Origin of the sequence: Achromobacter sp. RW408 (assembly GCF_003184165.1) — a bacterium.
In the GTDB taxonomy this organism is placed as follows: domain Bacteria; phylum Pseudomonadota; class Gammaproteobacteria; order Burkholderiales; family Burkholderiaceae_B; genus Achromobacter; species Achromobacter xylosoxidans.
Genome location: NZ_QHHO01000046.1, coordinates 865,979 through 880,825, shown reverse-complemented (window position 1 = coordinate 880,825; position 14,847 = coordinate 865,979). Strand labels below are relative to the sequence as shown.

Annotated in this window: 12 protein-coding genes and 1 tRNA gene; 1 reads left to right on the top strand and 12 read right to left on the bottom strand. The window is 65.9% G+C overall.

Going from position 1 to position 14,847, the window contains the following annotated elements; genetic code table 11:
- Positions 1-100: 100 nt before the first annotated feature.
- Entirely contained in the window at positions 101-1,441 is a 1,341-nt protein-coding gene (gene argG, locus DK459_RS14145) for an argininosuccinate synthase (RefSeq protein ID WP_006388517.1), read from the top strand.
- A 414-nt stretch (positions 1,442-1,855) separates the two neighbouring features.
- Here argG and DK459_RS14140 read toward each other — a convergent pair whose 3' ends face one another.
- From DK459_RS14140 to rnr, 12 genes are all read right to left on the bottom strand, one after another.
- The gene (locus DK459_RS14140) at positions 1,856-3,784 is read right to left on the bottom strand and encodes a potassium transporter Kup (protein WP_006388516.1); all 1,929 of its coding nucleotides are present in this window, start codon (positions 3,782-3,784) and stop codon (positions 1,856-1,858) included.
- Positions 3,781-4,896: a HAMP domain-containing sensor histidine kinase gene (locus tag DK459_RS14135; protein WP_006388515.1), complete on the bottom strand. Its 1,116-nt coding sequence runs from the start codon at positions 4,894-4,896 to the stop codon at positions 3,781-3,783. The genes DK459_RS14140 and DK459_RS14135 overlap by 4 nt, the downstream gene beginning before the upstream one ends.
- Positions 4,897-4,982: 86 nt before the next feature.
- A complete protein-coding gene (locus DK459_RS14130) occupies positions 4,983-5,654 on the bottom strand; it encodes a response regulator transcription factor (protein ID WP_024068289.1) in 672 nt (223 codons plus the stop codon).
- Positions 5,655-5,719: 65 nt separating this feature from the next.
- On the bottom strand, positions 5,720-6,199 hold the full coding sequence (locus DK459_RS14125; RefSeq protein ID WP_006388514.1) for a biopolymer transporter ExbD: 480 nt from the start codon (positions 6,197-6,199) through the stop codon (positions 5,720-5,722).
- Positions 6,199-7,188 carry a MotA/TolQ/ExbB proton channel family protein gene (locus DK459_RS14120; RefSeq protein WP_024068288.1) on the bottom strand — a complete coding sequence of 330 codons (990 nt, stop codon included), beginning with the start codon at positions 7,186-7,188 and terminating at the stop codon, positions 6,199-6,201. The genes DK459_RS14125 and DK459_RS14120 overlap by 1 nt, the downstream gene beginning before the upstream one ends.
- Position 7,189: 1 nt before the next feature.
- A complete protein-coding gene (locus tag DK459_RS14115; RefSeq protein WP_038503127.1) occupies positions 7,190-7,987 on the bottom strand; it encodes an energy transducer TonB in 798 nt (265 codons plus the stop codon).
- Between the two features lie 404 nt (positions 7,988-8,391).
- Positions 8,392-8,467 (bottom strand) — tRNA-Val (locus DK459_RS14110).
- A 147-nt stretch (positions 8,468-8,614) separates the two neighbouring features.
- Positions 8,615-8,887 carry an HU family DNA-binding protein gene (locus DK459_RS14105; protein ID WP_003812968.1) on the bottom strand — a complete coding sequence of 91 codons (273 nt, stop codon included), beginning with the start codon at positions 8,885-8,887 and terminating at the stop codon, positions 8,615-8,617.
- 411 nt (positions 8,888-9,298) lie between these two features.
- Positions 9,299-9,979 carry a Fe2+-dependent dioxygenase gene (locus DK459_RS14100; protein WP_006388510.1) on the bottom strand — a complete coding sequence of 227 codons (681 nt, stop codon included), beginning with the start codon at positions 9,977-9,979 and terminating at the stop codon, positions 9,299-9,301.
- Positions 9,980-10,033: 54 nt separating this feature from the next.
- The gene (locus DK459_RS14095) at positions 10,034-11,278 is read right to left on the bottom strand and encodes a cystathionine gamma-synthase family protein (RefSeq protein WP_024068286.1); all 1,245 of its coding nucleotides are present in this window, start codon (positions 11,276-11,278) and stop codon (positions 10,034-10,036) included.
- Positions 11,279-11,329: 51 nt separating this feature from the next.
- Complete coding sequence (rlmB, locus tag DK459_RS14090; protein WP_006388508.1) at positions 11,330-12,067, bottom strand: 23S rRNA (guanosine(2251)-2'-O)-methyltransferase RlmB; 738 nt, start codon at positions 12,065-12,067, stop codon at positions 11,330-11,332.
- 133 nt (positions 12,068-12,200) lie between these two features.
- Entirely contained in the window at positions 12,201-14,666 is a 2,466-nt protein-coding gene (gene rnr / locus DK459_RS14085) for a ribonuclease R (protein WP_026384162.1), read from the bottom strand.
- Between the last annotated feature and the right edge of the window lie 181 nt (positions 14,667-14,847).

Sequence of the window (14,847 nt, the reverse complement as noted above, 5' to 3'; positions counted from 1 at the left end):
GCCCCCTGCCCGGACCGCCCAAACGCGTTAAAATGGCAGGCAGATTTCTTGTTTGGCGGCTCGTTGCTGTCAAAGTCCCGTTGGCGTCTCACCTCAAACAATGACCACTATCCTCCCGAACCTTCCCACCGGCCAGAAGGTCGGCATCGCCTTTTCCGGCGGCCTCGACACCAGCGCCGCGCTGCTCTGGATGCGCAACAACGGCGCCATCCCCTACGCCTACACCGCGAACCTGGGCCAGCCCGACGAATCCGACTACGACGAGATCCCGCGCAAGGCCATGGCCTACGGCGCCGAGAACGCCCGCCTGATCGACTGCCGCGCGCAGCTCGTGGCCGAAGGCATCGCCGCCCTGCAGGCTGGCGCCTTCCACATCTCGACCGCCGGCATCACCTACTTCAACACCACGCCCATCGGCCGCGCCGTCACCGGCACCATGCTGGTGGCCGCCATGAAGGAAGACAACGTCAACATCTGGGGCGACGGCAGCACCTTCAAGGGCAACGACATCGAGCGCTTCTACCGCTACGGCCTGCTGACCAACCCGGACCTGAAGATCTACAAGCCCTGGCTCGACCAGCAGTTCATCGACCAACTCGGCGGCCGCTCGGAAATGTCCGAGTACATGCGCCAGGCCGGCTTCGACTACAAGATGTCGGCGGAAAAGGCCTACTCCACCGACTCCAACCTGCTCGGCGCCACCCACGAAGCCAAGGACCTGGAACACCTGAACTCCGGCATCCGCATCGTCAAGCCCATCATGGGCGTGGCGTTCTGGCGCGACGACGTCGCCGTCAAGGCCGAGGAAGTCACCGTCCGCTTCGAGGAAGGCCAGCCGGTCGCCCTGAACGGCGTGGAATACAGCGACCCGGTCGAACTGATGCTCGAAGCCAACCGCATCGGCGGCCGCCACGGCCTGGGCATGAGCGACCAGATCGAAAACCGCATCATCGAAGCCAAGAGCCGCGGCATCTACGAAGCCCCGGGCCTGGCCCTGCTGTTCATCGCCTACGAACGCCTGGTCACCGGCATCCACAACGAAGACACCATCGAGCAGTACCGCGAAAGCGGCCGCAAGCTGGGTCGCCTGCTGTACCAGGGCCGCTGGTTCGACCCGCAAGCCATCATGCTGCGCGAAACCGCCCAGCGCTGGGTCGCCCGCGCCATCACCGGCGAAGTCACCATCGAACTGCGCCGCGGCAACGACTACTCGCTGCTGAACACCGAATCGCCCAACCTGACCTACGCCCCCGAGCGCCTGTCGATGGAAAAGGTCGAGAACGCCCCCTTCACCCCCGCCGACCGCATCGGCCAGCTGACCATGCGCAACCTCGACATCGTCGACACCCGCGCCAAGCTGTTCACCTACACGAAGACCGGCCTGCTCTCCGCCTCCGGCACCTCGCTGCCGCAACTGAAGGACGAGGCCAAGAAGAAGTAATTCTTCCCGCCCAATAAAAAGCCCCTCGGCAACACCGAGGGGCTTTTTTTGTTCAACACGCCACACAACGCGAGCCGTCCCGCCCCACCGCCCAAATGCCAAAAGGTGGCCGCCCGCGCGGCCTCCTTTTGGCGACCCCGAAAGATCCTTCTCACTTCAATAAACCATGGGCAAGAACGTCAAGCAAACCGCCCGCCCCAAAGTCCGCCAAGATGCAGACATTGCAGCCCGCCGGGTTGGCGTTGCGGGGGTGCGGGGCGTGTAGATGCGCCCGACGGAATCCGAAGGAGTCGCCGAAGGCGAGGACGAGGATGAGAAAGGGGCAGTCCGGAGCGAACGCTCCGGACCGCAATCGTAGCCCCGCGCCCCCGCAACGCCAACGCGGCGGGCGCCTCAAGAACTCAACCCCCAGGCCTAAAGTTCGACCTGCATCCCCATCTCCACAACCCGATTCGCCGGAATCTTGAAAAACTTCGTGCTCCGCGTCGAATTGCGCGCCATGAACGAGAACACCGCCCGCCGCCACCGCCACAAGGCCGGCTTCCTGGCCGCCACCACAGTCTGCCGCGACAGGAAGTAGGACGTGCGCATCGGCTCCAGATCCAGCTCCGGATACGCCTCCGCCACCAGCCGCAGCGCCTCCGGCACGTCCGGATCTTCCTTGAAACCGTAGTTGATCGTCGCCGCCCAGCTCGACGCGCTCATCTTCTGCACCGTGAAGCGCTCGTCCTCGGACACATAGGGCACGTCGGCCACCCGGATCGTCAGGAACAGCACATGGTCATGCAGCACCTTGTTGTGCTTCAGGTTATGCAGCAGCGCCGGCGGCACATTGCCCGAATTCATCGTCATGAAGATCGCCGTGCCCGGCACCCGTGACGGCGGATAGGCCTCCAGCTGCTCCATGAATTCCTTGAGCGGCTGGCGGTCGCGCTGCTGCATGTCGGACAGCAGCCGACGGCCGCGGCGCCAGGTCATCATCAGCGTGAACACCACGATCGCCACCACCAGCGGCAGCCAGCCGCCTTCGTGGATCTTGAAGACGTTGGCCGAGAACAGCAGCACATCGAACAACAGCAGCAGGCCCAGCACCACGAACCACAGCATGCGCTTGGCGCCCGTCGTGCCCCGCGGCAGCACCGCGAACGCCAACACCGACGTCGTCAGCATCGTCCCCGTCACTGCGAAACCGTAGGCCGCCGCCAGGTTGTCGGAATTGCGGAACAGCAGCACCAGCACAAGCACCGCGCACAGCAGCAGCGCATTGACCTGCGGCAGGTAGATCTGGCCCTTCTCCACCGCCGACGTGTGCAGGATCTGCATGCGCGGCCAGAACCCCAGCTGCACCGCCTGGCGCGTCACCGAGTAAGCGCCCGAGATCACCGCCTGCGACGCCACGATGGTGGCCACCGTCGCCAGCGCCACCAGCGGCGCCAGGCCCCACTCCGGCGCCATCATGAAGAAAGGATTGCGGATCGCGCTGGGATCGCGCAACAACAGCGCGCCCTGGCCGAAATAGCACAACGTCAACGCCGGCAGCACCATGCTGAACCAGGCGCTGCGGATGGCCGGGCGGCCGAAATGGCCCATGTCGGCATACAGCGCCTCGGCGCCGGTCAGCGCCAGCACCACCGCGCCCAGCAGCACGAAACTGATCCACGGGAATTCGACGATGAAGCGCAGGCCCCACATCGGATTGAGCGCCGCCAGCACCTCGGGCGTCTGCCACACCTGCCAGGCGCCCAGCGCCGCCAGCGTGCCGAACCACAGCAGCATCACCGGCCCGAACAGCTTGCCCATGGCGCCCGTGCCGTGCGACTGGATCGCAAACAGCGCCACCAGCACCACCAGCGCCAACGGCACCACCCACGCATCCAGCGTGTGCGACACGATGCCGATCCCCTCCAGCGCCGACAGCACCGAGATCGCCGGCGTGATCATGCTGTCGCCATAGAACAGCGCCGCGCCGAAAATGCCCAGCACGATCAATACCCAGCGCAGCTTGCCCTCGCGGCTGCGCACCGCCAGCTCCAGCAGGGCCAGCGTGCCGCCTTCACCGCGGTTGTCGGCGCGCAGCACCAGCGTCACGTACTTGAACGACACCACCACCATCAACATCCAGAACAGGATGGACAGCACACCCAGCAAGTGGGCCGGCTCCAGGTCGGTGTGCACGCTCAGCCCGGTGAGGCACGCGCGCAGCGTGTACAGCGGACTGGTGCCGATATCGCCATACACCACGCCCAGCGCCCCCAGGACGAGAGCCGCGCGCGACGAAGGTGCATGCCCGCCGGCGGCGTGGCCGTTGGACGAGGGAGGAACGCTGACCGAGCCCTGGCTCATGATGTGGGTTCTTGCCGAGTGAGTTGAGCCCCCTTGCGAGGGCCGGGAAACACGACCGAAAGCCGCGTTCCGGAAAAATCCGGGCGGCTGGTGAGCTTCCACCAGGCGCCGTGGGCGTGCGCGATCTCGCGCACAATGGCCAATCCCAGGCCCGAACCGCCGGCGCTGGCCGACGGGGAACGATAGAACGCCTCGAAGACGCGGTCGCGTTCTTCGGGAGGAATGCCTGGGCCATCGTCCTCGACCGTCAACGAAGGCGGGTTGGCGCCCACGATCAAGGTGATCCGGCCGGTGGCGTTGCCGTAGCGCAGCGCATTGTCGATCAGGTTGCCCAGCAACTCGGCCAGCAACAACGGATCGGCGTCGATCCAGATCGGCGCATCCGGGGCCACCAGGTCCAGCTCATAGCGCGCCTCGCGCACCCGCGGAAACCACTCCGCGCCGTGCGCCCGCACCCATTCGCACAGGTCGATGCGCACGAAGCTGTCCTGCGGCCGGGCGTTGGGGTCGGCCCGCGCCAGCACCAGCAGTTGCTGGCCCAGGCGGATCATGCGATCACTGACCGCCTTGATGCGCTCGGCGCGCGCCCGCACATCGTCGGGCAGGGGCCGGGCCAGCATCAGTTCTGATTCCAGGCGCAGCCCCGACAGGGGCGTGCGCAACTGGTGCGCGGCGTGGCCGATGAAGCGCCGCTGCGCCGCCAGCGAGGCATCGAGCCGCAGCAGCAGGTCGTTGGTATGCGTGACCAGCGGTTCGATCTCGACCGGCACGCCGACCACTTCCAGTGGCTGCATGTCGTCGATGGAACGCTGGCGGATTTCCTCGGACAGGTGGTTGACCGAGCGCAGGCCGGAGCGCACACCCTGCACCACGACCCAGGTGAACAGGCCGATCAGCGCCACCTGCCCCACCACCATCAGCCAGAAAAAGTCCTCCAGCATCCAGAGGGACATGTCGATCTTGTGGGTGATGACCCAGGTGGCGGCCAAGTCCAGCAGCACCAGCAGCAGGATGGGCGGCATCAGCCGGATGACCAGATGCCGCGCGAGCGAACGGGAGGGGAGCAAGGGGCGCGAGGCCGTAGGAGCGGGAGGAGTGCGTTCTAGCGTCATGACGCGGTGCCCTCGCTTAGGCGGGCAGGGATTCCGGCCGCCGCGGGCCGGCTACGCCAGCCGGCGCCAGGCGGCCAGGGAGGCCGTCAGGCCGTTTCCACATCCAGCATGTAGCCGAAGCCACGCACGGTCTGGATGCTGGCGCCGGTGCCTTCCAGACGCTTGCGCAGGCGGTATACGTAGACTTCCACTGCGTTTTCGCTGAAATCGGCATCCCAGGCGGACAGGGAATTCACGATCTGGCGCTTGGTGACCACGCGGCCCACGCGGGCCATCAGCATTTCCAGCACGGACAGCTCGCGCACCGACAGCGACAGGCGCTGGCCATTGGCGCGGACTTCGCGGCCGACGGTGTCGAATACCAGCGGCCCGACTTCGATCAAAGGCTGCGCCTGCCCCGCGCGGCGGCGGCCAAAGGCGCGCACCCGGGCGGCCAGCTCGGGCAGTTCGAAAGGCTTGGTGACGTAGTCATCGGCGCCGGCATCCAGGCCGGCGACGCGGTCCTCGATGCCGTCACGGGCCGTCAGGATCAGCACCGGCACCTGGTTGCCGTCCTGGCGCAGTTGACGCAGCACGTCCAGGCCGCTCATGCCCGGCAGGTTGAGGTCGAGCAGCATCAGGTCATACGGCTGGCCTGCCAGCGCGCCCAGAACCCGGTCGCCGTCGGTGAGCCAGTCGACCGCATAACCCTGGTCGGCCAGAAATTCCTGGAGCGCATGGCCCAGGGTGGTGTCGTCTTCGATTACCAGAACTCGCATGCCGCGATTCTAGCGCGATCCCGGAAAAAACGGGGCGCGAAATGCGCCCCGCTGCCGGGAATCGTTCAACGGGCGGACGGCGCCGGGGCGGCTCCGCCTGCTGCCGGGGCCTCCCCCGCCGGCGCGCCCGAGGGCGGCGTGGTGACGAAGCCGATGCGCGTCATGCCCGACCGGCGCGCCGAAGCCATGACCTTGGCCAGGGTCTCGTAGCGGGTATTCTGGTCGGCGCGGATGCGGATCTCGGGTTGCGGCTTGGTGCCGGCGATCGACTTGAAGCGGTTCGGCAGGTCGTCGATATTGACCGGCTTTTCGTCCCAGAACAGCGCGCCGCCGGCATCGATGGCCAGATCCACGGTCTTGGGTTCTTCCTCGATCTGCTCGGCGGCCACCTGGGGCATGTTGATCTTGATCGAGTGGGCCAGCAACGGCGCCGTGATGATGAAGATCACCAGCAGCACCAGCATGACGTCGATCAACGGCACCATGTTGATCTCGGAAACCGTATGGCTCCCGGATCCCTTGCCCTCGAAGCTGCCAAAAGCCATTATTCGCTCCCGCGTTGAACCGCGGCGCCGTTACCGTGCTGGCGGCGCAGGGCGCGCACCTTGCTGTCCGACAGGGCCACTTGCTGGCCGGTCGTCAGGAAGGCGAACAGGTCGTGCGCAAAGGCATCCAGGCGCGACAGGTAGACGCGGTTGTTGCGCACGAAGGTGTTGTAGGCCAGCACCGCCGGAATGGCGACCGCCAGACCCAGGCCGGTCATGATCAGGGCCTCGCCCACCGGACCGGCGATGCGGTTGATGGTGACGCCATCGGACAGGCCGATACCGACCAGCGCATGGTACACGCCCCACACGGTGCCGAACAGGCCGACGAACGGCGCGGTCGAGCCCACCGAGGCCAGCACCGTCAGGCCGTTTTCGAGCTTGGCGGTTTCCTCGTCGATCACCTTGCGCATGGTGCGGGTGACGAAATCGCCGTTCGAGCCGGCTTCTTCCAGCTTGGTGGCGCCGAACTTGTTGTGATGCGCCTGGGCATGCATGGCGTGGCTGGCCAGGTGCGAGAACGGATCACGCGCCCCGTGCGTGGTGATTTCGTGCTCGACCTGTTCCAGCGAGCTGGAGTTCCAGAACTTGTTCAGGAAGTCGGCCGAGCGGCGGCGCATGCTGATGTTGCTGCCGACCTTGACCAGGATCAGGTACCAGGTCACCAGCGACATCAGGATCAGGATGATGAACAGGGTCTTGCCGACGAAGTCGCTCTGCGCGACGAAGTGCAGGAAGCCCATGTCGGGGACCGGCGCCGGTGCCGGCACCGGCGCGGCCGCGGGCAGCGCGGCGGCGGCGCTGTGCAGCGCCTCCGCGGATTGCTGGACGGCGCCGGTGGCCTGCTGGACGATGCCGCCGGCCGCGGTGGCGGCTTGCTGGGCGGCGGGCGCCGCAGCGGCGGCGGCGGGTGCCGCGGCCGCCGGAGCCGCTGCCGGGCTGGTGGCCGCCTGCGCCACCAGGGTGGCGCTGTGCATTGCGTTGGACATCTCAGTTCCTCATTACGAAATCGAACGGAATCTTTGCTTTGGCGGGATAAGCCACGCCATTGCGGCTATAGGGTTTCATGCGGGCCTTGCGCGCGGCGGCCAATGCCGACTCGTCCAGCCTGGGGAAGCCCGAGGACGAATCGACGGTGGCCCGCTCGACCAGTCCCTGGGTATTGATTTCCACCAGCACCACCACCCGGCCCTCTTCCCGCATGCGGCGCGATGCCATCGGGTAGTTGGGCATGGGCCGCGCCCCCAGGTATTCGATCTGGGTTTCCTGCAGGATCTGGTCGGGCGGCGGACCCTGGCGCGGCGCCTGCGTGGTCTGCGCGCCGTCGGGGGTACCGGTGGGCGGCGTTTCGACGGGCGGCGTCTCGGGCTTGGGCTCGGGTTTGACTTCCTGCTTGGGCTGGGGCTTGGGTTTCGGCTTGGGCTTCGGCTTGGGGGCCGGCATCGGCGGTTTTTCGACCACCGGTTCGGGTTCGGGCTCCGGTTCGGGCTCCACCTTCGGATCCGGCTCGGGTTCGGGCTCGATCTCGGGCTGTGGTTCGGGCGGCGTTTCGGTCACCGGTTGCGGCACTTCCGGCGTGGGGTCGGCTTTGGCGATCTGGGGAGTGGGAGCATCCACCACACTCACCATGATGGCCTCGGGTTCCTCCAGTTCAGGACGGTTCTCGGGAGCCAGGTAAATGGCATAGACCACTGCGGCGTGTAGCGCAACGACCGCCAGGCCAGCGCCTACGCGTATACCAAGGGAAGACGGCGGTGAAGTGTTCAAACCACGTTGAAAGCTAGGCATGAATCAGCCAGGGTGCATTAACTTATCTGGCCAGCCAGGAAAACGCGCGCCACGGACGCGCGCCGGCTGACCGGTACAAGCCAAACATCATATCTTAAATGCGAATGATTCGCACGTCATATTTCGTCTGCAATAGCGTAACACCCAGATGCACCGCCAACCCTGCGCGCGCGCAAACAAGCCCACAACCCGCACAGGAACGAACACACACCACGCGCTCTTTCGCCAGCGCCTGCGCCACGGAGCCTGCGCGCACCGCATCCACACTGCGCATCCCCAGTGCGCATCCACATGGCTCGCGTCCGCAAGCCTGCCCAGACGCCCCCCCCTACATGCGCACGACAAGCGCAAAAACAAAAAACCCGCCACGGTACCGTGTGCGGGTTTCTGTTTCGGCTTGCTGATGGTGGGTGCTACAGGGGTCGAACCTGTGACCTACGCCTTGTAAGGGCGCCGCTCTACCAACTGAGCTAAGCACCCGTCTTGGTGTCGAATCTGCCGCGAACGTCACGCGGAAAATCGCTGGCCGGGGTACTCAAAAGCAATACGCGGGCCGGAGTATACCGGACCGCGTACCTGTCGGCAAATCAACGGGTGCCGTGCCCGTGCAATCTGCCTGGCCGTCGATCAGTTGACGGCGTCCTTCAGGGCCTTGCCCGGACGGAACTTCGGCACCTTGGCCTTCTTGATCTTGATGGTTTCGCCGGTGCGCGGGTTGCGGCCGGTACGAGCGGCGCGAGCCGACACGGCAAACGTGCCGAAGCCCACCAGCGTGACCGTACCGCCCTTCTTCAGGGTGGTCTTGACGGCACCGATCAGGGCGTCAAGCGAACGACCGGCGGCAGCCTTGGAGATATCGGCCTTGCTGGCAATGTGATCGATGAGTTCGGTTTTGTTCATTCAGGTGTACCCCTCACAAGGTATGGAGTCTGCCGGGAGTGCAGTTCATGGCTGTCATGTTGGACGCCACGACTTGACGCGAAGACCCGACAAACGACGAACAGACTAGTGGATAAACTTTTTCTTGCGCTGCAAAGCACAACTTTTAAACTGCTGCGCCGCCTGGGTTTCAAGGGCTTTGCAGCTCCAGAACCGTCAGCGACGCAGACGTGTATTAGGCCTTGGCGTAGAGCGGCTGTCAAGCGAAAACCTCACCACAAGCCGCACCAATACTAGCTTTTAGGCCTTTTCGCAATAAACAAAAACACGCATTTCGGGGTTTGCGCGACAACGCCAAGTGATGTTCCAAATGCGCTCCGAATGCGTTCCAAATGCGCGTCGAGCGCGCCTCGAAGGCGCCTCGAATCACGCTCAGACATCCACCCAGCGGCGCAGCAGGTTGTGATAGATGCCGGTCAGCTGGATGATCGACGGATGCCCCGCCGCGTCCTGGTTCAAACGCTGGATGGCCACGTCCATGTCGAGCAGCAAGGCGCGCTGGCTGTCTTCGCGCACCAGGCTTTGCATCCAGAAGAACGAACTGATCCGGGCGCCGCGCGTCACGGGATTGACCTTGTGCAGGCTGGTTCCCGGATACAGCACCATGTGCCCGGCCGGCAGCTTCACGCTGCGCGGGCCGTAGGTATCGTCGACGACCAGTTCGCCGCCGTCGTAGGAATCAGGCTCGGAAAAGAACAGCGTGGCGGACAGGTCCGTGCGCACGCGTTCGCCGCTGCCGGCAATGCCGCGCACGGCGTTGTCGACGTGGTAGCCGAAAGCCTCGCCGCCTTCGTAGCGGTTGAACAGCGGCGGGAATATCTTGCGCGGCAGGGCGGCGGACATGAACAGGTTGTTGCCCGCCAGGCGCTGCAGGATCAGGCTGCCGAGTTCCTGCGCCAGCGGATGCTGCTCCGGCAATTGGCGATTGTGCTTGACCTCGGCGGACTGGTAGCCCGCCGTGACCTTGCCATCCACCCAGTCGGCGGCCTCGAGGCGATGGCGGATGGCGGCGGCCTCGTCGGCAGTGAAAACTTCGGCGATCTGTATAAGCATGGGTTCCTGCCCGGGTTGCGGCGCGGGGCCCTGCCGCGCGCCATGCCCCGTGAATTATCCCTGCAGGCAGCCGTTGAGCGCCTGATCGAAGTCAAATAGCAGATCGGTCTCATCCTCGATGCCCACCGATACCCGGATCAGGCTGTCGGCGATACCCATCTGCTTGCGGCGCTCGGCGCCCATCTCGTAATAGATGGTGTGCGCGGCGGGCAGCGCCAGGCTGCGCGTGTCGCCCAGGTGCGTCGCCATCAGCACGATGCGCAGGCGGTTCAGGAAATCGAAGCAGTCCACGCCGTCGGCCAGTTCCACGCCCAGCAGCCCGCCGAAGCGCGAGCCGAACAGCGCCGCGGCGCGCGCGTGCTGCGGATGGCTGGCCAGGCCGGGGTAATGCACCTTGGCCACGCCGCGGTGCTCTTCCAGAAAGCGCGCCAGCGCCAGCGCATTGGAGCAATGCTTGGCCATGCGCAGCGCCAGCGTCTCGGCGCCCACCGCAATGCGGTGCGCGGGCTCGGCCGCCAGCGTGCCGCCCATGTCGCGCAGGCCCTTCTTCTTGATCTGGGTCAGCCCCCAGCCGGTGGACGGCCCCTTGCGATAGGCATCGTAGATGTTCGAATAATCGGCCCAGTCATACAGGCCCGTGTCGGTGACGGCGCCGCCCAGCGCATTGCCGTGGCCGCCGATGTACTTGGACAGCGAGTTCATCACCAGCGACGCGCCCACCGTCGCCGGCCGGAACATCCACGGCGAGGTCAGCGTGTTGTCCACGACGTAGACCAGCCCTTTCTCGCGGCAGATCTCGCCGATCACCGCGAGGTCGGCGACCTGGGTGCCGGGGTTGGCGATGGTCTCGGTGAACACCATGCGGGTGTTGGGCTGGATCGCCGCGCGCACCTGCGCCGAGTCGGTGGCATCGACGAAGGTGATCTCCACGCCCAGCTCCAGCAGCGTGCCCAGCAGGCTGTTGGTGTTGCCGAACACGTACTGGCTCGACACCAGATGGTCGCCACGGCGCAGCAGCGTGGTGAAGATGGCGGCCAGCGCGGCCATGCCGGTGGCGAAGCTCACCGTACCCTTGCCCGCCTCCATGTGGTTCACCTTGGCTTCCAGCGCCGTGGTGGTCGGCGTGCCCTGGCGGGCATAGGTGAAGCCCGCCTTGCCCTGGAAGACGGCGGCCAGTTCGCGCGCATCGGCGTAGGCGAATTCCGACGAAGGATGCATCGGCTTGTGCACCGCTCCGTGCTCGACGGATTGCTGGCGGTCGGAATGGAGGATCGTGGTGGTAAAGCCGTTCTGGTGCATGATGGGCGACGCGAAAGAGAAAGGGTCTACGAAAAGGAAGGCATGGCCGGCTCAGGCCTGGCGCTGGCGCACGGTTTCATACAGGCACACCGCGCTGGCCACGCTGACGTTCAAGCTCTCGACCGAACCCAGCATGGGAATGTTGACCAGTTGGTCGCAGGTCTCGCGCGTCAGGCGGCGCATGCCCTCGCCTTCGGCGCCCATGACCCAGGCCATCGGCTGGCGCGCGTCGATCCGGTGCATGCTGTCGGTCGCCTGGTCGTCGGTGCCGACCAGCCATACGCCGCGGTCCTTCAGGCTGCGCATGGTGCGCGCCAGGTTGGTGACCATCAGGTACGGCACGGTGTCGGCTGCGCCGCAGGCCACGCGCTGCACGGTGCTGTTCAGGCCCACCGCGCGGTCGCGCGGGGCGATCACGGCGTGCACGCCCGCGGCATCGGCCGTGCGCAGGCAGGCGCCCAGGTTGTGCGGATCGGTCACGCCATCCAGGATCAGCAGCAGCGGCGGGCCCTCGATCACGTCGAGCACTTCGTCCACGTCCACCGCCAGCTGGCGCTCGTCGGCCAGCGCCACCACGCCCTGGTGACGGGTGCCGCGCGCCAGGCCGTCCAGGCGCTCCATGGCGACCGGATGCAGGCGACAGCCGGCCCTCTCGGCCTGCTCGATGAACGTCTGCATGCGCTTGTCGCGGCGCGACGCTTCTACGTAGATTTCCTTGATCGACTCGGGCGCGTGGCGCAGCCGCGCGACAACCGCGTGAAACCCGGCAAGGACTTGGGTCGACGCCATAAATGCAAATACCTTTAGAGAAACGAATGCCCGCCCCGGAACGGAGCGGGCCGCCGGACAGGCCGGCCATAGGCGCAATGTTACCCCTTATGGGGCGGCCGCCCGCCCGGGCCGAAACCCGGGCGGCGCCCTGTCAGTGGCGTTTGCGCGTGGCCTTCTTGGCAGGCGCGGCGCGCTGCTGGGCGACCTTGGACGGCTTGCCGGCCTTCTTGGCCTCGGCGCGCCGCTCCTTGGCGGTCTGGCCCTTGAGCGCGGCCGGCTTGGGCGCCGCCGCCTTCTTCACGCGGCGCGGACCCTCGTCGGGACCACGCGCGGACGCCTTGCGCAAGGCATCGAAGCTGGTGCCCTGCACCAGGCGGAACTCGATGCGGCGCGCCTCCAGGTCCACGCGCGAGACCTGCACCTGGACCTTGTCGGTCAGGCGGTAGCGCATACCGGTGCGTTCGCCGCGCAGCTCGTGCAGCGCATCGTTGAACTGGAAGTACTCGCCGCCCAGCTCGGACACGTGCACCAGCCCTTCGACGTGCAGCGTATCCAGCGTGACGAAGATGCCGAAGCTGGCCACGCCGGTGACGGTGCCGCTGAAGTCCTCGCCCACGCGCTCCTTGACGAACCAGCACTTGAGCCAGGCCTCGACGTCGCGCGAGGCCTCGTCGGCGCGGCGCTCGCTGGCCGACAGCACCAGGCCCATCTTTTCCCAGATGGCGTGCTCATGCTCGCGCTGGGTGCGGCCGATGACGACCGGCTGGTCGTCCAGGCTGGGCACGTAGCGCTGCCCCGCCAGCAGGGCCTTGATGACGCGGTGCGTCAGCAGGTCCGGATAGCGCCGGATGGGCGAGGTGAAGTGGCTGTAGCCGGGATACGACAGACCGAAGTGACCCAGGTTGTCCGGACTGTAGATGGCCTGCTGCATCGAGCGCAGGCACATGGTCTGGAGCAGCTGGTAGTCGGGACGACCGCGCACGGAATCGAGGAAATCGCCGTAGTCCTTGGCCGTGGGCGTATCGCCCCCGCCCAGCGACAGGCCCATGGTGCGCAGGAACTCGCGCAGCGATTGCAGGCGCTCGGGCGTCGGGCCTTCATGGATGCGGTACAGGCCGGGATGCTTGCTGCGCGTCATGAAGTCGGCCGCGCAGGTGTTGGCGGCCAGCATGCATTCCTCGATCAGCTTGTGGGCATCGTTGCGCACCGACGGCACGATCTGCTCGATGCGCCCCAGCTCGTTGCAGACGATCTTGGTCTCGACCGTGTCGAAATCGATCGCGCCGCGCTTCTTGCGGCTCTGAGACAGCAGGTGGAACAGTTCATACAGGCTCTGCACCTGCGGCATGACGGCGCGCATGGCATGGGCCGCCGGGCCGCCGGGCTGCTGCAGCGCCGCCCAGATATTGGTGTAGGTGGTGCGGGCATGCGAGTGCATCACCGCGTTGTAGAACTGGTAGGCGGTGACCGTACCGGCCTTGGCGCCCGAGGCCGGAATCACCATGTCGCACACCAGCACCAGGCGGTCGACGTCCGGATTCAGCGAGCACAGGCCATTGGACAGCGACTCGGGCAGCATCGGAATGACCCGGCGCGGGAAATACACGCTGGTGCCGCGCTCGAGCGCGTCGTCGTCCAGCGCGTCGCCGGGCCGCACGTAGTGGCTGACGTCGGCAATCGCCACCAGCAGGCGCCAGCCCGGCCGCTTGCGCTGGCCGGTGCCCAGTTCCACCGCCTCGCAGTAGACGGCATCGTCGAAATCGCGCGCGTCTTCGCCGTCGATGGTGATGAGCGGCACGTCGCGCAGGTCGACGCGGTCTTTCAGGTCACTCTTGCGGACCACGTCCGGCAGGCGGGCGGCCTGCTTGCGCGCGGCCTCGGAGAATTCGACGGGCACGTCGAACTTGCGCACCGCGATCTCGATTTCCATGCCGGGATCGTCGATCTCGCCCAACACCTCGGACACACGGCCCAGCGGCTGCGTGTGGCGGGTGGGCTGCTCCATGATCTCGACCGCCACCACCTGCCCATGCTGGGCGCCGTTGGTGTCGCTGGGCGGGATCAGGATGTCGTGCTTGATGCGCTGGTCTTCCGGCACCACGATGGACAGGCCGTGCTCGTGCAGGAAACGGCCCACCAGCTTGTTGGTGCGGCGCTCGATGACTTCGACGATGGTGCCTTCCGGCTTGCCGCGGTATTCGCCCGACGGCTTGACCAGCACGCGGTCGCCATGCAGCACCTTGAGCATTTCGCGCGGCGACAGGAACAGGTCCGGCCCGCCATCATCGCGCAGCAGGAAGCCGAAACCGTCGCGGTGGCCCAGCACCTTGCCCGCCACGAAGTCCAGCTTGGTGGCCAGCAGCAGCACGCCCTTGCGATTGGGCATCAATTGGCCATCGCGCTCCATCGCGCCCAGGCGGCGTTCGAATCCCACCATCGTCGCCGGACGCTCCACGCCCATGCGCTCGGCCAGCTCCACCGGAGACAGCGGCGCCCCCGCGGATCGCAGCGCCTTCAGAATGGCTTCACGGGACGGGACATCGGGATCGAAGTCTGGCGGCGCTTCCGGCAACGGAGTGGATCTGTTGTTCGATTCGTTATTCGATCGTTTTGCCAAAGCTAATTTTTCCGTATATAATGCGCAGCTTCTGTGGTTCGCCCAAGGCTGAACACTGAAGCAGAAATGGTCAGACGGATTGTAGAGTGATTTTGCAATTACGCTTTGAATACATGGGAATAAAAACCTCATGCAATCGAAGTGGCAGCGTATCACAAAGTTCTGACTGGAATGTCTCAGT

Bases quoted from the DNA above. Each gene is read 5' to 3' on its own strand.
- rlmB (WP_006388508.1), bottom strand. From the start codon at position 12,067: ATGGCGTCGACCCAAGTCCTTGCCGGGTTTCACGCGGTTGTCGCGCGG.
- DK459_RS14120 (WP_024068288.1), bottom strand. From the start codon at position 7,188: ATGTCCAACGCAATGCACAGCGCCACCCTGGTGGCGCAGGCGGCCACC.
- DK459_RS14115 (WP_038503127.1), bottom strand. From the start codon at position 7,987: ATGCCTAGCTTTCAACGTGGTTTGAACACTTCACCGCCGTCTTCCCTT.
- DK459_RS14130 (WP_024068289.1), bottom strand. From the start codon at position 5,654: ATGCGAGTTCTGGTAATCGAAGACGACACCACCCTGGGCCATGCGCTC.
- argG (WP_006388517.1), top strand. From the start codon at position 101: ATGACCACTATCCTCCCGAACCTTCCCACCGGCCAGAAGGTCGGCATC.
- DK459_RS14125 (WP_006388514.1), bottom strand. From the start codon at position 6,199: ATGGCTTTTGGCAGCTTCGAGGGCAAGGGATCCGGGAGCCATACGGTT.
- DK459_RS14095 (WP_024068286.1), bottom strand. From the start codon at position 11,278: ATGCACCAGAACGGCTTTACCACCACGATCCTCCATTCCGACCGCCAG.
- DK459_RS14135 (WP_006388515.1), bottom strand. From the start codon at position 4,896: ATGACGCTAGAACGCACTCCTCCCGCTCCTACGGCCTCGCGCCCCTTG.
- DK459_RS14105 (WP_003812968.1), bottom strand. From the start codon at position 8,887: ATGAACAAAACCGAACTCATCGATCACATTGCCAGCAAGGCCGATATC.
- DK459_RS14140 (WP_006388516.1), bottom strand. From the start codon at position 3,784: ATGAGCCAGGGCTCGGTCAGCGTTCCTCCCTCGTCCAACGGCCACGCC.
- DK459_RS14100 (WP_006388510.1), bottom strand. From the start codon at position 9,979: ATGCTTATACAGATCGCCGAAGTTTTCACTGCCGACGAGGCCGCCGCC.